The sequence below is a fragment of the Streptomyces lacaronensis genome (assembly GCF_047337785.1).
GTDB classification, from domain to species: Bacteria; Actinomycetota; Actinomycetes; order Streptomycetales; family Streptomycetaceae; genus Streptomyces; species Streptomyces lycopersici.
The window spans coordinates 10,672,785-10,696,398 of record NZ_JBLHDK010000003.1; the positions used below are offsets into that span (position 1 = coordinate 10,672,785).

19 protein-coding genes are annotated in these 23,614 nt (G+C 71.9%); 11 read left to right on the plus strand and 8 right to left on the minus strand.

What is annotated here, in order from left to right; translation table 11 throughout:
• Positions 1 to 406: 406 nt before the first annotated feature.
• Both ACMTAK_RS46245 and ACMTAK_RS46250 read right to left on the minus strand, forming a co-directional pair.
• Positions 407 to 1,339 (minus strand): glycosyltransferase family 2 protein, encoded by a 933-nt coding sequence (locus tag ACMTAK_RS46245; RefSeq protein WP_413811697.1) that lies wholly within the window; start codon positions 1,337 to 1,339, stop codon positions 407 to 409.
• A complete protein-coding gene (locus ACMTAK_RS46250) occupies positions 1,329 to 2,249 on the minus strand; it encodes a glycosyltransferase family 2 protein (protein WP_413811698.1) in 921 nt (306 codons plus the stop codon). Before ACMTAK_RS46250 ends, ACMTAK_RS46245 begins: the two co-directional genes overlap by 11 nt.
• Before the next feature lie 180 nt (positions 2,250 to 2,429).
• Here ACMTAK_RS46250 and ACMTAK_RS46255 point away from each other — a divergent pair, with 180 nt between their 5' ends.
• Positions 2,430 to 2,972, plus strand: coding sequence for a hypothetical protein (locus ACMTAK_RS46255; RefSeq protein WP_413811699.1), 543 nt, complete (start codon positions 2,430 to 2,432; stop codon positions 2,970 to 2,972).
• Between the two features lie 26 nt (positions 2,973 to 2,998).
• Here the strand turns inward: ACMTAK_RS46255 and ACMTAK_RS46260 are convergent, their stop codons facing one another.
• From ACMTAK_RS46260 to ACMTAK_RS46270, 3 genes are all read right to left on the minus strand, one after another.
• Positions 2,999 to 3,865 carry an MBL fold metallo-hydrolase gene (locus ACMTAK_RS46260; protein ID WP_413811700.1) on the minus strand — a complete coding sequence of 289 codons (867 nt, stop codon included), beginning with the start codon at positions 3,863 to 3,865 and terminating at the stop codon, positions 2,999 to 3,001.
• Positions 3,862 to 4,401 (minus strand): hypothetical protein, encoded by a 540-nt coding sequence (locus ACMTAK_RS46265; protein WP_413811701.1) that lies wholly within the window; start codon positions 4,399 to 4,401, stop codon positions 3,862 to 3,864. Before ACMTAK_RS46265 ends, ACMTAK_RS46260 begins: the two co-directional genes overlap by 4 nt.
• A gap of 137 nt (positions 4,402 to 4,538) precedes the next feature.
• On the minus strand, positions 4,539 to 4,940 hold the full coding sequence (locus tag ACMTAK_RS46270; RefSeq protein ID WP_413811702.1) for a MerR family transcriptional regulator: 402 nt from the start codon (positions 4,938 to 4,940) through the stop codon (positions 4,539 to 4,541).
• Between ACMTAK_RS46270 and ACMTAK_RS46275 the strand changes: the two genes are divergently transcribed.
• Positions 4,939 to 5,133: a hypothetical protein gene (locus ACMTAK_RS46275; protein ID WP_413811703.1), complete on the plus strand. Its 195-nt coding sequence runs from the start codon at positions 4,939 to 4,941 to the stop codon at positions 5,131 to 5,133. The two genes, ACMTAK_RS46270 and ACMTAK_RS46275, sit on opposite strands and share 2 nt — an antisense overlap.
• A 1-nt stretch (position 5,134) precedes the next feature.
• Here ACMTAK_RS46275 and ACMTAK_RS46280 read toward each other — a convergent pair whose 3' ends face one another.
• The 3 genes from ACMTAK_RS46280 to ACMTAK_RS46290 all read right to left on the minus strand — a co-directional run bounded on the left by ACMTAK_RS46280 (position 5,135) and on the right by ACMTAK_RS46290 (position 7,962).
• A complete protein-coding gene (locus tag ACMTAK_RS46280) occupies positions 5,135 to 5,644 on the minus strand; it encodes a DinB family protein (RefSeq protein ID WP_413811704.1) in 510 nt (169 codons plus the stop codon).
• 156 nt (positions 5,645 to 5,800) lie between these two features.
• On the minus strand, positions 5,801 to 6,835 hold the full coding sequence (locus ACMTAK_RS46285) for a sporulation protein (protein WP_413811705.1): 1,035 nt from the start codon (positions 6,833 to 6,835) through the stop codon (positions 5,801 to 5,803).
• A gap of 197 nt (positions 6,836 to 7,032) precedes the next feature.
• Positions 7,033 to 7,962 carry a LysR family transcriptional regulator gene (locus ACMTAK_RS46290; RefSeq protein WP_413811706.1) on the minus strand — a complete coding sequence of 310 codons (930 nt, stop codon included), beginning with the start codon at positions 7,960 to 7,962 and terminating at the stop codon, positions 7,033 to 7,035.
• 180 nt (positions 7,963 to 8,142) lie between these two features.
• Here ACMTAK_RS46290 and ACMTAK_RS46295 point away from each other — a divergent pair, with 180 nt between their 5' ends.
• The 9 genes from ACMTAK_RS46295 (at position 8,143) to ACMTAK_RS46335 (ending at position 23,559) form a co-directional block, all read left to right on the plus strand.
• Entirely contained in the window at positions 8,143 to 8,715 is a 573-nt protein-coding gene (locus ACMTAK_RS46295) for a DUF6817 domain-containing protein (RefSeq protein WP_413811707.1), read from the plus strand.
• 502 nt (positions 8,716 to 9,217) lie between these two features.
• Entirely contained in the window at positions 9,218 to 11,065 is a 1,848-nt protein-coding gene (locus ACMTAK_RS46300) for a phage tail sheath family protein (RefSeq protein WP_413811708.1), read from the plus strand.
• Positions 11,066 to 11,072: 7 nt separating this feature from the next.
• A complete protein-coding gene (locus ACMTAK_RS46305) occupies positions 11,073 to 11,597 on the plus strand; it encodes a phage tail protein (RefSeq protein ID WP_059144851.1) in 525 nt (174 codons plus the stop codon).
• A gap of 107 nt (positions 11,598 to 11,704) precedes the next feature.
• Entirely contained in the window at positions 11,705 to 12,598 is an 894-nt protein-coding gene (locus tag ACMTAK_RS46310; protein WP_413811709.1) for a T4 family baseplate hub assembly chaperone, read from the plus strand.
• Positions 12,591 to 13,334 carry a hypothetical protein gene (locus tag ACMTAK_RS46315; RefSeq protein WP_413811710.1) on the plus strand — a complete coding sequence of 248 codons (744 nt, stop codon included), beginning with the start codon at positions 12,591 to 12,593 and terminating at the stop codon, positions 13,332 to 13,334. Before ACMTAK_RS46310 ends, ACMTAK_RS46315 begins: the two co-directional genes overlap by 8 nt.
• Positions 13,335 to 13,338: 4 nt before the next feature.
• Positions 13,339 to 14,265, plus strand: coding sequence for a Pvc16 family protein (locus ACMTAK_RS46320; protein WP_413811711.1), 927 nt, complete (start codon positions 13,339 to 13,341; stop codon positions 14,263 to 14,265).
• 35 nt (positions 14,266 to 14,300) lie between these two features.
• Positions 14,301 to 16,586, plus strand: a complete 2,286-nt coding sequence (locus tag ACMTAK_RS46325) for an ATP-binding protein (RefSeq protein ID WP_413811712.1) — start codon at positions 14,301 to 14,303, stop codon at positions 16,584 to 16,586.
• Positions 16,577 to 16,888: a hypothetical protein gene (locus tag ACMTAK_RS46330; RefSeq protein WP_413811713.1), complete on the plus strand. Its 312-nt coding sequence runs from the start codon at positions 16,577 to 16,579 to the stop codon at positions 16,886 to 16,888. The genes ACMTAK_RS46325 and ACMTAK_RS46330 overlap by 10 nt, the downstream gene beginning before the upstream one ends.
• Entirely contained in the window at positions 16,885 to 23,559 is a 6,675-nt protein-coding gene (locus ACMTAK_RS46335; RefSeq protein ID WP_413811714.1) for an eCIS core domain-containing protein, read from the plus strand. Before ACMTAK_RS46330 ends, ACMTAK_RS46335 begins: the two co-directional genes overlap by 4 nt.
• Positions 23,560 to 23,614 lie beyond the last annotated feature (55 nt).

The following is a 23,614-nucleotide window of genomic DNA, read 5'->3' on the forward strand; positions in this document are numbered from 1 at the left end:
CGTAAGGCGTTCACCGAGCGGCGGGCGACGCTCTCGGCCGGGTGCCCGCGCTCGTGACACCGCTACGGTCCCGCTGCCGTCACCGGCGCGGGCGCGGGCCTCTCGGGGTGTCCTTACGGGGGCATCCGATGGGTCTCGTCCCGTAGCCGCAGCCCGTGCTCGACCCGGGCGGGGACCACGGCCCGGTGGCGGGGGCCGAAACCGGACCACCGGTCTCGAGCCGACCATCGGCTCCGGCTCCGACTCCGGCTCCGACTCCGGCCCCGGCCCCGGCTCCGGCTCCGTCGCCGGGAACATCCGTGCCGCCGCCGTCACCGACGCGGGCGCGGGCGTCGAAGGGCCGGGCCCTTACTGGTGCCGACCCTGCTCCGCCACCGTCACTCGCGCGCGCCCAGGGCCCCCACGGTCACCCCACATAGCGCCGGGCCGTCGACACCCGCTGGGTCTCGTCCAGCAGGCGCAGCCCTCGTTCGACCCGGGCCGGGACCACGGACCGGTGGGCGAGTGTGCCGGGCAGGCCCGCCAGGGCCTGGGTGAAGGCTCGTAGGCTCGCCCGGTCGCGGGGGACCGTGCGGGCCAGGAAGAGGGTGCGGCGGGCGGCGGAGGTGAGGGGGCGGCGCTGCCAGGTGAACCACAGGGTGTTGCGCAGACCGCGCACCCGCCGGGCCGTGGCGTCGCGGGCGTTCGACGGCGCGTGGTGGATGACCGACTCGGGCGCGAACACCAGCCACCAGCCGAGGTCCGCGAGGTCGGCGGCGAGCAGCTCCTCCTCGCCGCCGAGCCACAGCCGGGGCGAGAACCCGCCCACCGAACGGAAGGCGGCGGTGCGCATGCAGGTCGCGGCGGCGAGGATGGAGCCCAGCGCGGGGCCCGGCAGCCACCGCGGGCCCGGCACCGGCGAGGAGCGCAGCTCCGCCACGATGGGGTCCTCGGTGCCCTCGGGCTCGACGAGGATCCGGGCCGTCACCGACGCCAGCCCCGGATAGCGGTCCAGCAGGTCCGCGGCCGCCGCCAGCGACCCCGGCGCCCACCAGGAGTCGTCGTCGCAGAAGGCGACGTAGGGCGTCCGCACCTGCCGTACGGCCACGTTCCGGCCCACGGCGCCGAGGTTGCGGCCCGGGCGCAACAGTGTCACCTGCGGATGGAGCCGGGCCACCGCCTCGGCGGTGCCGTCCGTGGAGCCGTTGTCGGTGACGATCACGGGCGGCCGCTCGGGCAGTTCGGCCAGCCGGTCCAGGGTGTGCAGCAGCTCGTCCCGCCGGTCGCGGGTGATGACGACGACCGTCGTACGGCCGTCGGCGGTTCCTGCGTCCTGGGCTTGGTCCCGGTCATTGGTCATGGGTGGCGGCCTGCCTCTCCTCCCGCCGGGGTTCGTCGTCCGTCTGCTGCCCGTCCACGCGCCGGGCGGCCTCCTCGACCCACGGCGGCAGCGGTCGGCGCTGCCACAGCGCGGCCGGCAGCCGGGCGAGCAGACCGCTCAGCGCGGTCCGCGCCACTGGGTCCCGCGCTGCCTCGGTGAGCAGCCCGGCGGTGCGCCGGGCGGCGAGCGGCAGCGGGCGGCGCAGCCAGCAGCAGATCAGCTCGTTGCGCCGCATCACGGCGGCGCGGTCCTTGCGTGGCGAGGGGGCCGGATGGTGGTGGGCGACCACCTCGGGGCAGTACGAGACACCCCAGCCCATCGCGGCGAGGTCATACGCGAGCAGCGTCTCCTCGCCGCCGAAGAAGATCAGCGGATGGAACCCGCCCGCCTCCAGGAAGGCGCCACGGCGCACCACGGCCCCGCAGGCGAGGAAGCCGAACACCTCGGGGCCGGGAAGGTCCCCGGCCCGGCCGGCGGGGGAGGCGGCCAGCATCGCGTTGAGCGGATCGGGCCGCTCCTCCGGGCCGACCCGCACCTGGGCCGCCAGCAGCCCCAGCCGCGGATGGCCGTTCAGCAGGGTGGCGGCCCGCGCCAGGGACCCCGGTGCCCACCAGGAGTCGTCGTCGCTGAAGGCCACGTAGGGTGTGCCGATGGCGCGTACGCCGTCGTTGCGGGCGAGCGCGCCGCGGTTGGTCCCGTGTGCCAGGACCCGCACCTGGGGAAAGCGCTCGGCGACCATGGCCCTGGTGTGATCCGTCGAGCCGTTGTCCACGACCACGACCGGTGGCCGCTCCGGCAGGGCTGTGAGGTGTTCCAGGGCGGTGGCGAGTCTCTCGGCGCGGTCGCGGGTGGCGAGGACCACACCGACGGCGGGGCCTGGCGCGTTCATGGCCACCAGGTACCCGGCGCCCCGGCCGTTAAGCGGTACGCCGACCCGCCGGGCCTTTATGCGATGCTCGACCGGGCGTCCATACCGGCGCGCCGCCGTTGAGAGTGATCTATGTCATGTTCGACACCGCCGTCCCGCGGGTACGGTGCTGACAGCTATCGCGCAAGAGGAGCGGCTCGTTTGTCCCTGGACCTGTCATCCGTCATAGCGGCGACCACGCAGTGGCTGATCAGGGCCTATCCGGCGGCCGACGGCGCGATGAACGCCGCGCTCGCAGAGGCGCAGGCGCGACAGGCCGTGACCGTCGCCGCCTGGCTGCGCTACCCGACCACCACCGACGCCGCCCTGGTGACCATGGCCGGACCGGGCGGCTCCTACCGGCTGGACTGGCTCGTGGACGCCGAGCCGTACGAGATCCGCGGCCCCGACGGCGTCTGGCGCACCTGGGTGGACGAGGTCGTGGCGAGCTGGGCGGCGGCCCTGCTCACCTGCTCCACCCTCGCGGCCGAGGCGGTGGCGGCGCTCGCCGACTGTGAGCACGCCGCCGGGTCGCCCAGGGAGTTCCGGCGGCTCACCGAGCCCGACGCCCACGACTGGCAGGCCGCGCCGCTGATGCGCCATCCGGACCTGATGGCGTGCGTCGTGGACCTGCACCGTCCCCAGCTGCTGGAACGCCTGCGGCTGCTGCGCAGCGACGACCAGACGCCCACCAGCGCGGCCTGACGGCGTCGGCACGCTACGGGCCGGCCTCACAGCGTCTGGAGCACGCCTTGCGCGTTCACGGTGACGCGCTCGCCGCGGGGGCAGTGGACCACCTCGGACGGGAAGTCCGGCTGCCGGGTCTCCTCCAGGAACGCGGAGAGCGGGGAGCTGAAGGCGGCGTAGTCGTCGTAGTGCACCGGCAGCACCCGCTCCGGCCGTACGGCCTTGACCAGACCGGCCCCCTGGAGCGCGTCCATGGTCACGATCAGCCCGCCAGGAAGCCGGGTGCCGCCCAGGTGGACCACGGCCAGATGCACATCCGGGTAGCGCCGGGCGATCTCGTGGATGCCCGGGAACAACAGCGTGTCGCCGGTGATGTACACCCGCAGCCGTGGAGCCGCCCCCGGCGCGCCGAAGTCCAGCAGGCTCCCCATCACCGGTGGCAGCAGCCGCTGCCACCGGCCCGGGGCGTGCCTGCCGGGCAGCGCGGTGATCCGGACCTGGCTGCGGTCGTTCACCAGGACATGATCGTGCCAGGTGGGCAGCCCGGTCGCCCGGCTGAACCCATGGACGCCCTGAAGCCGCCGGGAGGCGTGCGGGGTGGTGATGATGGGCAGTGAGCGGTCCAGCCGTCGGCGCGCCACCCGGTCCCAGTGGTCGCCGTGCAGATGCGAGAGCACCACGGCGTCCAGGTCGGACGGGATCTCCGAGACGGTCAGGGCGGGTTCGGACAGCCGCCGGGACATCAGCCCCTTGCCCAGATAGGCGTACTGGCCCCGGTGCAGGAAGTTGGGGTCGGTGAGCAGTGTCAGCGCGCCGTAGCGGATGAGGAGCGTGGCGTTGCCGACGAAGAGGAACTCGGCGGCGCCGTCCGGGGGAGGAGCGGGAGGAATGCGGGGAGGGGGAGGAGTCATGTTCCGGCCACCGCCTCCCGCGGCTCCGTCCGGCCGGGGCTGAACATCGTGGCGGCCGCGGCCTCGTGCGGCGACTTCAGCGTCACGCGCTGCCGCCGCGCCCGGTTCAGCAGCTCGGTCAGCCGATCGGGGGCCAGCCGGGGTTCCTCGCCGGCCGCGGCCGGCAGCGCGTGCCACACCAGCGCCCTGCCCTCCACCCCGATCCGCAGCGACTCCAGCTCGAGGACCGTGCTGAGCCCCGAGCGACGCCGCGGCCGGCCGTTGGCCTTCAGCCGCCCGGCCTTCTCGCCCGGCCGGCCCCCGCAGACCTTGTAGCGGCGGACGGGCACCTCGAGGTCGGCCATGACGGTCAGGAGCGCCTCGCGGTCCTCCACGATCTGCGCGGCGACGTCCTCCAGACCGCCGCCGAAGGGCGACTCCCGGTGCTCGCGCGCCGTCCGGCGGGCCAGTTGCATTCCGGCGGTCGCCCCGGCCAGGTGGTCGTCGAGGTAGATGCCGGGCATGCGGGGGGATGTCGATGTCCTGGGCTCGCTCATGATCGTCCTTTGGGATCCGGCACGGTCGTATCGGGCCACGCGCTCCATGGAGTGCCCAGCTCCGGCCGCCTCAACCAGCCCCGCGGCCCGTCGCCATCGCCCGCCCGCCCGCCCGGCGGGCGGACGGCGGCGCGGCCTCAGCCCTCCGGAGTCACCCGCCGCCGGTAGTGCGGGCACCGGGTGAGGTCGTCGTGCTCACAGCCGAGGACGCATTCGACGAGCGCCGGCGAGTCCCGCGCGGTGGCGATGCGGGAGCGGAGCGCCTCCGCCTCACGCCGCAGGATGTCCCGGCGGACGGCCGGCTCGGTGGCGGCGGTAAGGGCGCGGATGGCGTCCAGGCCGAGCCCGGCTTCCTTGGCGCGCACGATGACGGCCACCCTGACGAGGTCGGCCTCGTCGTAGCGCCGCCGCCCAGCGGTGTCACGCGCTGGGCGCAGCAGACCCATGGTCTCCCGGTGCCGCAGCACATGAGTGGCCGGCCCGAACCGCTGCGCGACCTGGCCGATGGCCATGGCCGCCATGGCGCCGCTTGACTTCATGTCGACATCACGTCGCGGTCTCGCGGTCAAGTCCAAGGAGAAGCACAGCGAGCGGGGCGTACGGAAAGGGGCCACCGGTGCCCTCATCGCGCGGCTGGACCGCGCCGAGCGGTCGTCCGAGGCCGAACGGTTGCGCGCCAGGACCTGCGAGCCCCTGGCGATCGAGCCGGGCGCCCGGGCCGGAGGCCGATAGCTCAGGCCCCCACGACCCCGTCCACGCCCTCGCGCAGGAAGTCCGCGTGCCCATTGTGGCGGCCGTACTCCAGCAGCACATGCACCAGCACCATCCGCAGTGACACCTCCTCGCCCCACCGGGGCTGATGGCCCGCCAGGTCGAGTGAGTCCGCCTCCCGCTCGATCCGGCGGGAGGTCTCGACCTCCGCCTCCCAGGCCGCGAACGCCTCGGCTCCGGTCGCCTCGCTCACGTCGTACGCCGCCTGGAAGTCGATCACCGGGGACCAGACCATCGGCGCGTCGTTGTCCTCGAAGACCCGCCGGAACCAGGCCCGTTCCACCTCGGCCATGTGTCGCACCAGGCCCAGCAGCGTCAGCGTCGAGGGCGGCATCGACCGCTGCCGCAACTCCTCGTCCGTCAGCCCCTCGCACTTCATGGCGAGTGTCGCCCGCTGGTAGTCGAGGAAGGTGCGCAGGGTTTCGCGCTCGTCGCCGAAGTGGGGTGGTTCCGGGCGGCTGTCGGCGGTCATGGTCGTTCGTCCTCCTCGACGGCTGGGCGGCGGGTCCTTGAGCGGCGCTGCTCGGCCTCATAGGACCACGGCCGTCGGGACCCGGCCGCACCGGGGCATGGCCGAAACGCCGGGAAGGCTCCCCGGCCCGGGGCCGTACCGGGCCGGGGAAGGCGGTCAGTCCTCGTCCTCGAAGGCGTCGCCGATCTCGTCGACCACCTCCGCGGCGACCATCCCGCCGACGACGCCGACCGCGACACCCGCCGCGACGCCTCCGACGATCGTCGCGGTGCTCGGGCCGGAGCGCCGCCCGCCGTCGTGGTGCCCATCGTGGTGGTGGTCCGCGGGCCCGTAGCCGTGACCGTGCCCGTCATGCTCACCGTGGCCGTAAGAGCCGTGGGCGCCGTACGAGCCATGCGAGCCGTAAGAGCCATAGGTGGCGCGCCGCTCGACGAGCCGGCGGATCCAGGCGTCGACCTCGGCGTTCCAGTCGCGGTGCTCGACGCCCTCATGGCCGACGGGGAAGAGCGTGAGGGCGTCCTCCCCCGAGGAGAAGAGCCCGCCGCGCTTGTCGGCCTCCAGGACGACGTCCATGCCGCCCGGGTTCGCCAGGAACGTCACCTCCAGCTCCTTGATGGCGTGGGCGTACTGGGGAGCCGGGGTGAGCTCGATCTCCTGGTAGAACGGCAGCCGCTGCCCGGTGCCGCCCACATGGCCCAGCTCCAGATCGGCGGACTTGAACCCGAACCCGAGCTGCCCCAGCGCTTCCAAAATGGCTTCCTGGACCGGCAGCGGGGCCACGGTCAGCTGGTCGAGGTCGCCCTTGTCCTTCGCGCCCGCGACCTCCAGCCCGGTGCGGACGCCGAGGATGATGCCCAGCGGCTGCCCGTACAGCTCGGTGATCGGCGTCTCCCAGGGGAGGTGGGCGGTGAACGGGAGGCTGCGGTGCTCGCCCTCGGCGAGCCGGAAGCCGCCGCCGACGGTGAAGCGGTCGAAGAAGACGACCCCCTCCCGCTCCTCGTCGCCGTGCTCGTCCTCCACCCGGGCCACGAGCTCCAGCGTGATCTGCTCGATCTCGAAGTCCGCCGTCCCGCCCCGGAGATGGACCTGACCGGTCAGCGGGCCGCCGGGGCGTACCGGGCCGGGGTCCAGCACCGTGTCCACGGTGGGCCCGCCGACACCGAGCGAGCCGAGCAGTCGTTTGAACACCATGGGGGCGTCCACTCCTTCAATGTGCGTACTGTCGCGTGTGCGTAGGGGGTTACGGATGCGTGGGGGGTTACGGGTGTGAATGGGGCTACGGGTGCGAATGGGGTTACGTGCTTCTACATGCGTGTAGAAGCATAGGGGGTGCGTGCCATGTCGAGACGGCCCATCCCGGCGCGTTGGCGGCGGAAGTCCGAAAATGATCACTCGTGGTGCCGTGCCGAGTGCCCTTCGGGCGAGGCGTCGACGCGCAAGGTGTCGGCCACCGTGTCGGCGAAGGCCCTGGCCAGCGGCGGGAGCGCGTCCCAGCGGCGTGCCGCCCAGCCGACCGGCAGCGGCGGCAGCGCGGGGATCGGGAGGAGCCGCAGCGGCCCGTCGCCCCCGGGCACCGGCAGCCCCGGCAGGGCGGGCACCACGGCACGTCCCAGGCCGAGTTCGGCCAGCAGCAGGGCCGTGTCCCAGTCGGCGACGCCGGTGTCGGAACCGGCCCGTACGCCCAGCTCGGCCAGGGCCGCGTGGAGTTGCCCGCCGGAGGTGGAGTTCGGCGGCAGCCGTACCAGGGGGATCTCGGCGAGGTCGGATGCCTCCACCCGCGACCTGGCCGCGAGCGGATCCCCGGCCCGCAGGGCGAGCACCCATGGGAGTTCGGCCACCGGCCGCTGCTCGACACCGCGCACCGGCCCGCCGAGAGTGATCCAGGCCAGATCCAGGTTGCCGGCGATGAGGGCGCCGAGACAGCCACGGCTGGAACTCTCGGTCTGGAACTCCAGGTTGACCTTCGGATAGCGACGGCGGAAGGAGACGATCGCCTCGGCCATGAAGTGCCGCACGGTGGTGCTGCCGGTGGTGATCCGCACCGAACCGCTCTCCCCGTGCACCAGGTCCCCCAGGCGGCGCAGCGCCAGATCGAGCCCGGCGATCCCGTCGGCGGCGGCCTCGCACAGAATGCGTCCCGCCGGGGTGGGCACGACCCCGCGCGCCTGGCGCTCCAGCAGGCTGACGCCGGTCTCGCGCTCCAGCCGCTTCACCCGCTGGCTCACCGCCGACTGTGTGCAGGTCAGCTCCCGGGCCACGGCGCTGAGGCTGCCGGCCCGGCACACGGCCACGAACACTCGCAGATCGTCCAGAGTCATAACCCCCAAGGTAGAGCTTGGAGTTGGCGAGCAATTCCCAGGATTGACTGGGGTGGCCGGTGGTCGCGACGATCGTCGCAGGGCTCAGGCGGCAACCCGTACGGCGCTCGCACGAGGATCCGGACCGGGTGGGGGCGCGGTGCGGGTGCCGACCTGCCAAGCACCGAAAGGACACGACCTGTGCCTGCCGCTCCCCCTCCCGCCGCCGACCGGGCCGTCACTCTCCTGCGCCGCCTCGGCGCCGCGCGCATCGCCCACCCCGGCGGCAGCACCCTCCTCGCCCACCTCCAGCGCGTACGCGCCCGGCTCGCCGCCTGGGGAGCCCGCCCCGAGCTCCAACTCGCCGGGCTGTGCCACGCGTTCTACGGCACCGACGGCTTCCCCGTCACCCTGCTGCCCCTCGGCCGCCGCGGCGAACTCGTGGCGGTGATCGGCGCGGAGGCCGAAGCCATCGTGTACCTCTACGCGAGCTGCGACCGAAAGGCCACCTGCCCGGCGCTCGGCGACACCGACGCGGTCTTCCACGACCGCTTCACCGGCCGTGCGCACACCCCCGAACCCCGGCTGCTCCGGGACTTCGCCGAGCTTTCGGCCGCCAATGAGCTCGACCGCGCCCGCCTCGACCCCGCCCTGCGGGAGCGGCGCGGCCCCGAACTCCTCGCCCTGTTCACCCGCTGCCGCCCGCTGCTCAGCCGCCCGGCCTGGCTGGACGGCCATGCGACCCTCGCGCCGTCCCCGCTCGCGCGCGACTGAAGTCCCTCGCGGCTGAAGTGCCTCGCGACTGAAGTCCCTCGCGACTGAAGTGCCTGCTCAGCGGGCGCGGCCCGCGGGCGCGGGCGTGATATCGCCGGGAGCACCGGACCGCAAAACGGCGCGCCGAACCGTTCACCTTTTCGGCTCGTTCTCGTCGTCGGCGCGCACCGGACGGGATTTTGTGATCACGAATTGCCGGAAGCGTTCGCGCACGGTAATGGCTTGGTCAACTTTGTGGAGAGGGTGAAACGATCTAGGAATTCCCCGTGAAGGAGATGACCGGATCAATGTCTTGACCGGAATCACGCCGAGCGCGGAAACTCAAACCGCACTCACGCATCAGGAGCCGCAAGCGACGTTCCGAATCCTGCGATACCGGTTTCGCGGGGGCGTGCGACCGGGGGAAGTACAAGGAGAAAATGTGTGCGCGGCGGGAAATCGGCGCGCGCGATCTTCACTTCCCCTCCTCATCTCTTGATGCGCTGAAGAGAATGGAGGGGGAATGCCGACGCCCGCGGGCTATCCCGGTGTCTACATCGAAGAGCTTCCCAGCAGTGTCCGTACCATCGCCTCGGTCACCACCTCGGTGACCGCCTTCGTGGGCCACACCCGGCGGGGCCCGCTGAACACCCCGGTCCGCGTCACCAGCTTCGCCGACTTCGAGCGCCGTTTCGGGGGCCTCACCTCGCAGAGCGCGGTCGGCTACGCGGTGCACCAGTTCTTCGGCAACGGCGGCACCGTGGCGGTCGTCGTCCGCGTGACCAAGGCCGGGACCGGCAAGGCCGCTTGCGTCACCCTCGAATCCACCGAGGGCCACAGCGAATGCCCCGTGCTGGAGGTGCACGCCAAGGAGCCCGGCCACTGGGGCTCGGGCCTGCGGCTGGCCGTCGACTACGACACCCCGTGCCCGGAGGAGACCTTCAACCTCCATGTGCTCGACGCCCGGGGCGCCTCCCGCGAGTCCTTCACCAACCTGTCCATGGACCCCGGCCACGGTCGCCACGCCGAGACCGTGATCAACGCCGGGTCCGCACTGATCCGGGTCAAGGCGGTCGGCGAGGGCCGGCCGGACCCCTCCGGTACGGTCTCCAAGCCGTTCGCGGAGGAACTCCCCGACCTCGAGGTCGAGCTGACGGTCAAGATCGGCGAGGTGGAGCGCGCGTTCACCCTCTACGACCCGGGCTGCGACGGCGAGGCCCCGTGCGACGTCACCGAGCTGGCCCTGCTCCTGGAGCGCAAGCTGCGCGCACTGCCCGACGCCCCCGGCAAGCACGCCTTCGCGGGCACCGAGGTCACCGCGTTCGGCCGCCGCCTCCAGGTCGTCGCCGGTTCCATCGACCCCGACGACGTGGTGCGCTTCCTGGGCGAATGCGCCAATGACCTGGGCCTGGAGGCATCGGTCAACCCGCCCGTCTTCCCGCTGTCCGGCGGCCAGGACGGCGCCCCGCCCGGCCCCCGCGACCTCATCGGCAGCGAGGCGGACAAGACCGGCCTCCAGGCGCTGCGCGACATCGAGGACGTCAACCTGCTGTCGCTGCCCGAGCTCGCCGGATACGAGTCCGTGGGCGACATGGTCACCGTGCTGTCGGCGGCCGACCGGCTGTGCCGGGAGCGGCGGGTCTTCCTGCTGGTCGACGCGCCCTCCGCCTGGGGCAGCGTGGACGCGGCCCGCGCCGGGATCGGCGCCTTCGAGCCGGTCCGCAGCGACCACGCCGCGCTGTACTTCCCGCAGCTGCGGCTCACCGACCCGCTCACCGGGCGGCTGCGCGCCTTCCCGCCCTCCGGGGCGCTCGCGGGCGTCATGGCCCGTACGGACGCCGAGCGCGGAGTGTGGAAGGCACCGGCCGGGACCGAGGCCCGGCTGGCCGGGGTGTACTCGCTCGCCGTCCAGCTGACCGACCGCGAGAACGGGCTGCTCAACCCGCTGGGCATCAACTGCCTGCGCACCTTCCCGGTGGTGGGCCCGCTGGTCTGGGGCGCCCGCACGCTGCGCGGCGCCGACGCGCAGAACAGCGAATGGAAGTACGTACCGGTACGGCGGCTGGCGCTGCATATCGAGGAGAGCCTGCGCCGCGGACTGCAATGGGTCGTTTTCGAACCCAATACGGAGCAGTTGTGGCAGCAGATCCGGCTGAACGCTTCCGGCTATCTCCACACGCTGTTCGAGAAGGGCGCGTTCAAGGGCGGCACTCCGCGACAGGCGTACTTCGTCAAGTGCGACAAGGACACCACGACGGACGAGGACATCGCCAACGGCATGGTGAATGTCGTGGTCGGTATTGCGCCGGTCAAGCCCGCGGAGTTCGTGATCGTCAAGATCCAGCAGATGGCCGGACAGTTCGAGATTTAGGAATGTGATGGCTGAGTTCCAGGTCAACGCCCATCGCTTCGACCCGTACAAGAACTTCAAGTTTCTGGTCCTCTGGGACGGTCGTACGGTCGCGGGCATCAGCAAGATCAGTCCGCTCAAGCGCACCACCGAGGTCGTCAAACACCGCAACGGCGGCGACCCCAGCTCACCCCGCAAGTCCCCGGGCCGGTCCGAGTTCGAGGGGATCACCCTGGAGCGCGGCGTCACCCACGACCCCGAGTTCGACCGCTGGGCCAACAAGGTCTGGCAGGTCGGCGCGGGGCTCGGCTCCGAGGTCTCGCTCGCCGACTTCCGCAAGGACATCGTCATCCAGGTCCTCAACGAGGCGGGCCAGGTGGCCGTCTCGCACAAGCTCTACCGGACCTGGCCGAGCGAGTACCAGGTGCTCGGCGAGCTGGACGCCAACGCCAACGCGGTCGCGATCCAGAGCCTGAAGCTGGAGTGCGAGGGCTGGGAGCGGGACTACGAGGTGCCGGAGCCGGAAGAGCCCTCGTTCACGCATCCCGCGTAGGCGGGGGACGACGGCGGCCATCGGGACGCGACGGCGGGCAGGTCACGGGTACGGGGAACGGCACGGTACGGGGAGCGGCACGGTACGGGGAGCGGACGGCCTGAGAGATGGGGAACACGGGGCCCGCGGAACTGCTGGCCATCTGGGAGGCGGGGCTGGCGCACCACGGCCCTGGCCGCGCCCTGCTGCTGCACCGGGCGGCCCGCCCGGAGACCGCGGCGGACGAACTGCTGGCGCTGCCGGTGGGCGAGCGCGAGGCGGATCTGTACGCCCTGCGGCGCGCGCTCTTCGGCGAGCGGATGCAGATCCGGGCCGAGTGCGGTGCGTGCGGCGAGGCCATGGAGTTCGACCTCGACGCACGCGACCTGGGCGTGCGCCCGGGGGAGCAGGACGGCCCGCTCCGGGTGGAGGAGGGCGAGTGGGCGGTCGAGCTCCGGCTGCCCACCGTCGCCGACGTGGAGGCCGCCGCGCAGGCGGCGGCCGAAGCGGGCGGGCCCTTGGGCGCGAACGGGAACCTGGACGCGGCCTCGGACTCGTACGGGAACGTGGACGCGGTCTCGGACGCGTACGGGAGCCTGGGCGCGGCGTCGGACTCGTGCGGCGGCGAGGCCGAACAGGAGCCCGCCGCCGCCCGCGCCCGCCGAGCCCTGCTCGCCCGCTGCATCGTCTCCGTGCACCGTTCGGGGCGGCCCATGACCGCCGACCGCCTCCCCGCGGCCGAACTGCCGGAGCCGGTGCAGCGTCGCCTCGCCGAGGCCGCCGAACGCGCCGACCCGGCGGCCGATGTGACGCTCAACGTCGCCTGCCCCGAATGCGGCGAGGCCACCCGGGCCGAGCTGGATATCGCCTCCTACCTCTGGGCCGAACTCGACCACTGGGCCCGGGACCTGCTCCTCGACGTCCACCTGCTCGCCACCGCATATGGCTGGAGCGAGCCTCAGATCCTGGCGCTCAGCCCACTGCGGCGCCGTTACTACCTGGAGCTCTGCGCAGATGGCTGACTACTTCGACCGGCTGCTCGCGCGGCACGCCCCCGTCCCCGTGCCCGTGTCCGGGCCGGCTGCGGGCGGCGGCGTGGGCGACCGCCCGGTCCGGGTACGGCCGCGGCTGCCCGGCCCGTACGAGCGGATCGAGGCGCTGCGGGGGGAATCGCCGCTGCCGGAGGAGCCCGCGCCCGTACGGATGTCCCCGCCCCCGGCAGCCGACCGCTACCAGGAGGTGGTCCGGCACGACCGCGAGGTAAGGACCGACCGGCACACTGTCGTACGCGCCGAGCCCACACCGTACGAGGACGTGGAGCGGCACGCCGAACTCCCGGCACAGGCACCGCTGTTGCTCCCCAGCGCACAGATCACCGCCAGCCCGCAACCGGACGCCCCCGACGCCCCTGCCGCCCGGCGGGGCGCCACGGCATCCCCGGCCCCCCACGCCACACCGGCTGCCGCCGGGCACTCGCCCGGCTTGCCGTCCGCGGGCATGCGGTCCGCGGTGGCCGCCGCGCCGCCGCCCCGCGTGGCCGACCCCGCCCTGGGCCGCGAGGCCGCACGGCTCCCCGCCGGACGGCGCCGCGCCCGGTCCGCCCAGCGCACGGTGCACGTCCAGATCGGGCGGCTGGAGGTCACCGCCGCCCCGCCCGCCGCCGACCGCACCACGGGCGCCCGCGCCGGAGCGACGGGACGGCGCGCGCCCGCGCTGAGCCTGGAGGACTACCTGGCACGCGGCGAGAGGAGGGACTGACACCATGAGCAACGGACTCGCCTTCGCGACCGTCACCCAGGCCCTCGCGCTGCTAATCGCGAACAATCTGCGGCCCGAGATCGACATCGCGGTCACGGTGGACACCCGGAGACCCCCGGCGGAGCCGCCCACCGAACCGACCATCAACATCTTCCTCTACCAGGTCACCCCGAACGCCTCGCTGCGCGCCACCGACCTGCCCACCCGCGCCTCGGACGGCACCCTGCTCAAGCGACCGGCCGCGGCCATGGATCTGCACTACCTGATCAGTGCGTACGGCGAGGAGTCCGAACTGGTCGGGCAACGCCTGATCGGCACGGTGGTGCGTATCCTGCACGAGCTCCCGATGCTGCCGAAGGACGTGATCGAGGAGGCCGCCCGGCGCTCGTACCTGACGGGCAGCGATCTGGTGGAGGCGGTGCAGCGGGTGCGCTTCACCCCGACACAGATGGACGTGGACGAGACCTCCAAGCTCTGGGGGATGCTCTACCAGACGCCGTATGTGCTGTCGGTCTGCTACCAGGGCTCGTTGGTCCTGATCGAGGGACGCGAGCGCCCGGTCCCGGCGAAGCCGGTGGAACGGCCCACGGTGCGGGTGCTGCCCTTCGGCGCCCCGGGAGCGCCGGAGCCACCCACCCTGCCGGGGGCGGAGAGCCCCGAGGAACCCGCAGAGACGGAGGCGCCGTCGGAGGCGTCGACGGAGAACGAGACTCCCTCGCCCGTCCAGCGCGCCAAGAAGCGCCCCGCCGCCGCGAAGACGGCCGCGGCCAAGACCGCTGAAGCCGCCACGACCGCCAAGGCGGCCGCCACCAAATCGGCCGCGACCAAGACCACGAAGTCCGCCGCCGCCAAGTCCGCCGCCTCGCCCGCCCGTACACGTAAAGCCACGCCCCGGCGCCGCGGCGGCCGCTCCGAGGACACGGAGAGCTGAGGCCCACGGTGGGGGAGAAGGGGGCGGACGACACCATGGGCACGAGAAACGGCCGCGCGTCGGCGGCCGACGAGGCCAGTGCGAGCGCGGACGCCATCGCGGACGCCATCGCGGCCGAGGACGGACAGGCCCTGGCCGCCGCCGTCCAGGCCGTACTGGCCCGCGTCGACGCCCACGCCCGCCGCGCCACCGCCAACGGCTCCCGCCCCGGCGCCACCCGGCCGGGCGCCACCCGCCACGATGTCGCCCGGCCCGGCGCCGCCACCACCGACGAGCCCATCGCTCCGGCCGACGACGGCCAAGGCCACGACCGCCATACGTGCCAAGGACCCACGTCCCGGACAACGACCGTGGCCGACGCCACACCGGGCCCGCCGGGCGAGCCCGAGACCGCGACCTCGGGCGGCCTCTCAGCCACCGCCGCCCGACCGCCCCACTCGCCCCGCACGGAGGACCACGAGCAAGCGATTCCCGGCCCCGCCACGCTCGACGCGCTCGTGGCCTGTTTCGGCCTCAGCGCCTTCGAGCGCCAGCTCGTCGTGCTGACGGCGGCCGCCGAGCTGGACCCCACCGCCGCCGCGCGATGTGCCGCCGCAAGCGGCGATCCGGCCCGTGCGTACCCCACCTTCTCGCTCGCCCTCGCCGCGCTCGACGAGCCGCACTGGAGCGCGCTCACCCCCGTGTCCCCGCTCCGCCGCTGGCGGCTCATAGACCTCGACGACGAGACCCGGCTCACCACCTCCCGCCTCCGGATCGACGAGCGCATCCTGCACTTCCTGGCCGGATCGCCCTACCTCGACGCCCGGCTGCACGGACTGCTGCGCCGTGCGCGACCCCCGCGGACCCTGCCCCCCTCGTACGAACGGGCGGCGGACCAGGTGGCCGCGGGCTGGAACGAGTCGCGTCCGGCGGCCCCGCTGCGGGTGGAGCTCGTCGGCGGCGACCTGACCACCCGTACCGACATCGCCGCCGAGGCCGCCCGCCGTACCGGGCTCGCGCTGTACGTCATGGCCTCGGACGACGTCCCCACCGACGCGACCGAACGCGACCGCCTCGCCCGGCTCTGGCAGCGCGAGGCCGTGCTGCTGCCCGCGGCGCTCCTGCTGGAGGTCGACGAGATGGACCGGGAACAGACCGCCGCCACGGACGCGTTCATCGACGCCGCCGCCGTGCCCCTCGTCGTCTCCAGCGAGGACCCGCGCCGGACCGGCCGCCCGCGCGGCGAGCGCGTCGCCGTGCCCGGGCTGGACGACAGCGAACAACTCGCCCTCTGGGCGGACGCCTTCGCCGACATCCCGCGGATCGAGAAGGCCCATCTGCGGTCGCTGGTCGCACAGTTCCAGCTGCCGCCGCACATCATCCGCTCCGCGGCCGCCGCCGTACGCCGTGACCTCCCCGGCACGGACACGGGCACGGACACGGGCACGGGCACGGGCACGGACTCGGGCACGGACGCACTCGACCCCGCCGAACTCGCCTGGCGCGCAGGGCTCATCGAGGCCCGCATCGGCCTGGACGAGCTGGGCCGGCGGATCGAACCCGAGGCCGCCTGGGACGACCTGGTGCTCGCCGATCACCAGGCGCGGATCCTGCGCGAGATCGTCGCCCACGTACGGCAGCGCGCCACCGTCCACCAGGAGTGGGGCTTCGCCGCGACACTCCGCCGCGGCCTGGGCGTCACCGCCCTCTTCGCGGGCGGCTCCGGCACCGGCAAGACCCTCGCAGCCGAGGTGATGGCCAAGGAGCTGGGCCTGGACCTGTTCGTCATCGACCTCTCCCAGGTGGTCAGCAAATACATCGGCGAGACCGAGAAGAACCTGCGCAAGGTCTTCGACGCCGCCGAGCGCGGAGGCGCACTGCTGCTCTTCGACGAGGCGGACGCGCTGTTCGGCAAGCGCAGCGAGGTCAAGGACAGCCACGACCGGTACGCCAACCTGGAGGTCAGCTATCTGCTGATGCGCATGGAGGCGTACCGGGGCCTGGCCATCCTCACCACCAACATGAAGAAGGCCCTCGACCCGGCCTTCATGCGCCGGATCCGTTTCGTCGTGGACTTCCCCTTCCCCGGCGAGGGCGAGCGCGCCGAGATCTGGCGCCGAGTGCTCCCCGCCCGGGCGCCGATGAAGGACATCGACCCCGAACGCCTCGCCCAACTCACCGTGGCGGGCGGCTCGATTCGCAATATCGCGCTCTCCGGGGCCTTCCTCGCCGCCGAGGAGGGCGACCGCCTCCAGATGCGCCACATGCTGGCGGCGGCGCGCACCGAGTACCAGAAGCTGGACCGTTCGCTCACACCCTCGGAGGTCACCGGATGGGTCTGAACGACCGGATGGGTCCGAACGAGCAGCCGAGCGCCATCCAGGTGGACATCGCCGAACTGGCGCTGACCGGCTTCGGCGCCGGTATCGACCCGGACCGGGTCTCGGCGGCGTTCCAGGCCGAGCTGGCCCGGCTGGTGCGGGAGCGCGGCGTACCGCTGGCGGCGACCGGGGAGGGCACGGCGATCGAGGCCCTGTCCGGCCTGCCCCCGCTCCCCGCCACCACCTCCCCGGCCCGGCTGGGCGAGGCCCTGGCCCGGGCCGTGCACGCGGGCCTGTCCGGAAGGGGGCGGGAGGCGACATGAGCAACGCACCGTCCACCACCCAGGACGACCGCGCGTCCCAGTCCGCCAAGCGCCGCAAGCGCAAGGAACGGACCGGCAAGGCCCGTGCGCCCGAACCCAAGGACATCGTCAGCGGCGCCGGACAGCCCCTCGACCCGAGCGTCCGGCGCGACCTCGAAGAACAGCTCGGCCACGACCTCGGCCAGGTCCGCCTGCACACCGACCGCGACGCGGGCCACCTCACCGAACTGCTGGGCGCGGACGCGGTGGCGGTCGGCCAGGACATCTTCTTCCGCGAGAACACCTACCGCCCCGGTACGACGGAGGGCCGCCGCCTCCTCGCCCACGAACTGCTCCACACCGTCCAGAACCCCCACGGCCTCGGCACCCTGCGCGCGGGCCGCGACCTGGGCGCGGTGAGCCTGCCCCAGGACGCGATGGAGCGCGAGGCGGAGGGCACGGCGCGGGACCTGACGCGCGGCGGGCAGCCGGACACCGAGACGGAGCCGCAGACGTCCGCGACCCCGGGCTGGCTCCGTTACGCCACGGTCGACGCCGACCGCAACCGCATGGAGAAGCTCGACCCGGCGACCCTGGTCGACCGCCTCGCGGGCAGCGTCGTCCGCTCCCTGCGCGGCGACCCCGAGGACCGCTCCAAGCGCACCCGTATGCAACTGGCGCGGATGCCGGACGAGGTGCAGGACGCCGTCCTCGACCGGCTGGAGACCAGGCTCCTGAGCTCGGAGCACGAGCGGGTGCTCGACTTCGTCGACGAGATCGAGGCGGACGACAACCTGGAGCGGGAGTCGCTGGCCGCCCCGGACGTCGAGCCGGACCCGGTCGAGGAGTTGCTGTTCGAGCGCGAGACCCAGCGGCGGGGGGCGGCGGAGCGCCGCGAGGAGGAGCAGCGCCCGGCGCCCGCGCCGGGTCCGGAGAAGGACGAGCCCGCGGGGGAGGGCGCGCCGGGCAGTACACCGCGGAACGGCGGAGGCGCGCCCGGGAAGGAGGGCCGGGGAGGGAGCCCGGAGCAGCGGCCGGGCGCCGACGCGGGACGCGAGGGCGGAAGCCCTTCGTCGGGTGGGAAGTCCGGCGGTTCGGCGTCAGCGACTGCCCCGCGGTCCCAGCAGCCGTCGTCGTCCTCGGCCTCGGGCGGGAAGTCCGGAGGCGGGCAGCAGGATGGCGAGAAGAAGGCCGAGAGCCCCGGGAAGGGCAAGGAGGGGGAGGGGAAGGAAGGGCAGGAGCAGCAGGGCGTCGCGACGCCGAGCAAGGAGGAGTCGGCGGCCAAGAACCGTCCGGGCGCGGTCGATTCGCTCGTGGCGGGTCAGCAGCTGAAGCAGCAGGACAAGCGGGGCGCGGACAAGCCCACCGGTTCGCCGACGGCTTCGGGTGCGGACACCCAGTCGCCCGGCGTGTTCTCCACGCTCGACGGCGTACGCGCCCAGGATCTCGACGGTCCGGAGGAGCGGGCCGAGGAGGACCCGTTCGGCTCCGGCAGTGAGTCGGAGGTCGAGGTCGGGGGCGCGGAGAAGAGCGCCTGGGACATCAAGCTCCAGCCGGAGGACTTCCTGCCGGAGCAGGATCTCGACGTGTCCGGCGTATCGACCGCGGATACGCTCGACCCCGCATCGTCCGCCGACGCCCCTGTCCCGTCCTTCCCCGCCCCTCCGCTGACCAAGGCCGACAAGGTGCAGGCCGAGCGGGACGCGGAGGACGCCGAGGACGAGGCGGAGGAGGCCGAACCCGAGGAGGACGCCGCCGACTCGGCCGCCGACGCCGAGCCCTCGGCGGAGGCGGACGACGGCGCCGCGGCCACGGGCGACGGGCCTGACGGTCTCGCGGTGGAGCAGGCCGCCGAGAGCCGACCGGGACCGGCCGGGACACGCGATCCGAAGAGCGGCGCCGACCCCAAGGACGGGCCCGTCGTCGCCCAGACGACGGTGCAGGAGGCCGCGGGCAGGTCCGAGGACGGCGGCGAAGCCACGGAACAGGCCGCGAAGGAGGAGAAGGGCACCTCAGCGGCGGGTGACGCGTCCGGCGGTGCGCAGGACAAGGCGTCCCAGCAGGCGGTGGGCGGTCAGGCGGCGCAGGAGCCCGCGGCCAAGGAGGAGCGGAAGAAGGCGGACGCGGCGCCCGCGGCCAAGAGCGAACCCACGGCGGACGCCAAGTCCCCCTCACCCGCGCGGGACACCCAGGTCACGGGCGGATCCAACGCTGATACGCCCGGCGGGGCGAGCAGCGGGGCGCAGAGCGAGCAGGGCGCGCCGACGGAGCGTACCGAGGCCCCGGCGGCGGAGCCGGCACCGCCCGCACCGGAAGAGAAGAAGTCCGCCGAGCCCGACCAGGCCCCTGAGCCTGCGGCCGCGCCTGCGACTGCGACCGCGAAGGAGGCCCCGGCGCCCAAGGCCGCACCGGGCGCCAAGGCCGCGGCGCCCAAGTCGGCACCGTCCGCCAAGGCGCCGCGCGGTGGCGGTGGCGGTGGATCCCGAGCCGGTGGCGGGGGAGGCGGTGGCGGCGGCAGGGCGTCCGCCTCCGCCAAGGGCAAGAAGAAGGACTCCGGACCGGCCCCGAACCTCTCCCAAGTGTCCCCGGAAGCGGGCCTGTCCACCGCCGCGAGGCTCAAGCCCCATGTGGCGTTGCAGGCCATGACGGGCGTGAGCGGATCGGTCAACCGCACCGTCGGCGACGAACACAAGGCGCTCGCCGCCGCCCCGCCCTCGATGCAGCGCCCGGCGGGCGCCCCGCAGACCCTCCAGGGCAAGCCGAAAACCGACGCCCCGGCCCAGTACTCGCAGGATCCGGCCCAGAAGTCCGAGGCGCCGGAGAAGGAAGACGCCAAGGTCACGGGCGCCAAGGAGCCCGAGGGCCAGATCGAGGCGGAGAAGGCCGAGGAGCCCGGCGGCTGGGACACCTTCAAGATGGCCCTGGGCTTCATCGGCGGCAAGATCGTGAACGGGGTCGCGAGCCTCTTCGGCGCCGACAAGCCCGTGGTGGACCCGCAGGCGCTGGCTGCCAAGTTCGCGGGGCTGCCGACCAAGGACGAAGCGCTCAAGCAGGCCCAGGCGGGCAACGCGCCGGGCGTGCGGATGCGGGGTTCCGCCGACCAGACGGCCGGTGAGCAGGGTTCGGCCGTCGACACCAAGGGCCAGGAGACCGTCGCGACGGGCCGCGACGACGCGGGCCGGGGGATGGGCGAGGATCAGGTCTACCCCAACGCTCCCAAGGAGCAGATGTCGGCCAAGGTCCCAGGGCAGCGGGGCGGCGGGGGCGGCGGTGCGCCCGGGGGCGGCGCGACGACGGGCGCCGTGCCTCCCGAGGCCGCGTCGGAAGTGGCCGAGCACGAACGTGGACCGCAGTTCCAGGCGGCGTTCACCGACGGCCAGAAGAGCATGTCCGAGGGGCGGCAGACCAAGGACCGCGACTTCCGGGACGGTCAGCAGCAGCACAAGCGGCAGGTCGACGCCGAGGTCGCGGCCAATACGAAGAGCCAGGCGAGCGAGCGCGAGAAGGCGATGACCGAGGTCACCGCCAAGCGTCAGGACTGGCGCACGGAGCAGGACAAGGAGCTTCAGTCACTCGGCGACAAGAAGACCGACCGCCACGAGAAGATCCGCAAGGACGTCAAGGACAAGGAAGAGCAGACCGACAAGGACGTCGACAAGGAGAAGGACGACAGCGACAAGAAGATCCAGGACAAGGGCGACCAGGCCGAACACGACGCCGAGAAGAAGCGCGACGACAGCGTCGAGGAATCGGGCAACTGGGTCAGCAAGGCCTTTGACTGGATCAAGGACAAGGTCATCGAGATCAAGAACGCGATCGTCCGCGTCATCAGGGAGGCGCGGGACGCGGTCATCGGGTTCATCAAGAACTTCAAGGAGACCGTCGAGCGCTGGATCAACGACGCCCGTAAGGCGATCGTCGACGCGATCAAGAACTTCATCAATGACCTGATCGAGTTCGCCAAGGCGATGGTGCGGGCCGTCATCGACCTGGCCAAGCGCATCCGCAACTTCATCACCGGCCTGATCAACGCCGCGATCGCCCTCGTCAACAAGCTCGCCACCATGCTCAAGCAGGCCATCACCGACCTGCTGAACGCCCTCGGCAAGCTGCTGAGCAGCATCCTTGACGTCCTGAAGAAGATGCTGCTGGACGTGGTCAAGGCCGTCGTGGACGCGGTGAAGGCGGTCCTGGACTTCGCCTCCAAGCTGCTGGGCGCGCTCGGGGAGTTCATGCTCATCGCGGTCGACTTCCTCTCCGACCCCGGCGGCTGGCTGAGCGGTGCGAAGAACTCGGCGGTGGACGGTGCGAAGAACCACCTCTTCCGCGAGGTCAAGTCGGCCGTCAAGGACTGGTTCCAGTCCAAGATCCAGGAAATCATCGGCGTCCCCAAGGCCATCCTGGACAAGCTGCTCAAGGGCGGCTTCACACTGGAGCAGATCGTCAAGGAGACGTGGGACGCGATCGTCCCCCAACTCCCCCTGATCATCGGCGAGATCGTCATCACCAAGGTCGTCGCCAAGCTGATCCCGGGAGCGGGCTGGGTGATGGCCGTCATCGACGCCATCCGCACGGCCATCGGCGCGCTCGGCGCGATCCTGCGCGCGGTGGGCGCGGTCCTCGACTGGCTGAAGCTCGTCCGGATGGGCGGCGCGGGCATCCTCTTCGCGAAGGCCGTCGCGGCGGGCATCGTGGCGCTCCTCGAATTGGCCTACCAGGCGCTGCTGTCGGGGATCGGCAAGTACGTCGCGAAGGTGGGCCGGCGCTTCAAGAACATCGCGGCGAAGCTGGGCCAGGGGAAGGGCGGCAAGGGCGGAGCGGGCGGGAAGGGCGGGGCGGACGAGGGGGGCTCGGACGGTCGGGGCGGCAAGCCGAAGCCCGACGAAAGGCCGCAAGAGCCGACCCCACCCAGGGCAAGCGCCCCCACAACGCGCCCGACAACGACAACGTCCCCGAAGCCGAAGCCCACAACGCCATCGCACCCGCAAACCAAACCCACCAGGCCGGGAACCCCCGGCAAACCCAAGCCGACACCCACCGACACCAAGACCCCAGCCCCCACCACGAAGGATAAAAACGGCAAGCCCAAGCCCGAGGAAGACCGCCCGGACACCCGCCCGACCCCATCCCCGAAACCCAGGCCCAAGCCGGAACCCCCGGCCAAGCCGAAGCCCGAGCCGCAGACAAAGCCCAATCCCAAGGACGACAAAACCCCGGGCAGCCCCAAGGACGACATGGGCCCCGAGAACAGGCCGAAGAACGACGACAAGCCCTCGACCAAGGACCCCAAGGACCAGGACCCCACCAAGCCCAAGCACGACAAGGACGACCCGAAGAAACCCAAGCCGGACAAGGACGGCGACAAGCCCACCAGGCCGAAGGAAGGCGACGGCAAGAAGCCCAAGCCGGACAAGGACGGCGACAAGCCAGGTCCCCGAAAGACCAGACCCGACAAGGACGGCCCCGGCAGGCGGCCCAACAAGAAGGGCCCCAACAAGCGCAAGCCCCATCCCGACAAGAGCGGCCCGGGCAGGCCCAAGTCCAAGCCGGACAAGGACAAGCAGAAGAAGGAAGAGGAAGAGTCCAAAGAGGAGAGGCTGGACGAGATTGTCAGGCGTATCCGCCGAATCCTGAGGAAGCGCCTTGAGCCAGGAATGCCGCAGACGGCTCATCTGCAGATGCTTGCCGCCCTTCGTCAGTATTACCGGCTTACGAGCCTAACCAAGGAAGGGAAGCCCAGGTTCAAGATCAGGGCAACGCTCAACCCTGAAGAGGACGTACTCAATGGATTCTCAGAGGAGATGAAGGATTACCTGAACGAACACAGCCTGCCGGACCCGCAAATCACTCCTCAGCCGAGGATGGGTACACGTCCTGGTGACGAAACCGAGGCAGTATATGTGAACGCAAAATGGGCCGGTAGGAACGGGCAGGCGCCCAGCGGGCAGTACACCGAAGGCTGGACATACGTGGATGACCATGGCCTCAACAGCCCGGGAAAGCCCCAGTGGGACCGGATGCACCTCATTCCCAGGCAGCTTGGAGGGCCTGCCAAGACATCGAACTTCGTGCCAGCGCTCAACGCGATCAATGGACCCTTCTATGACAGCTTCGAGAAGTTTGCGGCCATGACGTTCGGGTCAATAAACAAAAACCCAGAGAATGTGGGTTGGTATAAGGTGCACTTGGCGCGCTGGGAAGGAAGCTCCCCGTACAGTTATCCGGGGAGAAGGGTCGCCCCGGAGAAATATGCTGCGGGAGAGTATCCGCCCGGGTTCCCCAAGACCATTACGGCATCGTGGGGTCTATATGGCAGAAAGCCGGATGCAAGTGGAAGAAATCCTTCCGACTGGGACAAGTTCGATGCGATCGCCAGTGCAACCCTACCTATTCCCGCACCGCCCGTGCCCGGTAGTAGACCGGCTCCGGTCAACATCAACACCGCGAGTGAGCGTGAGCTCAAAACGGCCCTGCGGGAGACGCCCAACTTCATCGACGCAGTCCAGGAAGTGAGGGACACGGAATACGCTAAAGGGCTCCCGCATCGTTCGCAACCCTTTAGCGACATCGCAGATATGCACAATAAGCTGAAAGCGTGGAGATCGTCCAAGGGTATGTCCTTGTATACGCTCGACGAGGCGATGAAGCGGGTCGAAGAGCGCCACAGGGCCGGACACTTCACGTTTTCTTAGACGGCGATACGTGGAGGAGATCAATGTCATCGCTTACGCGGAACGAGCAGTTGCA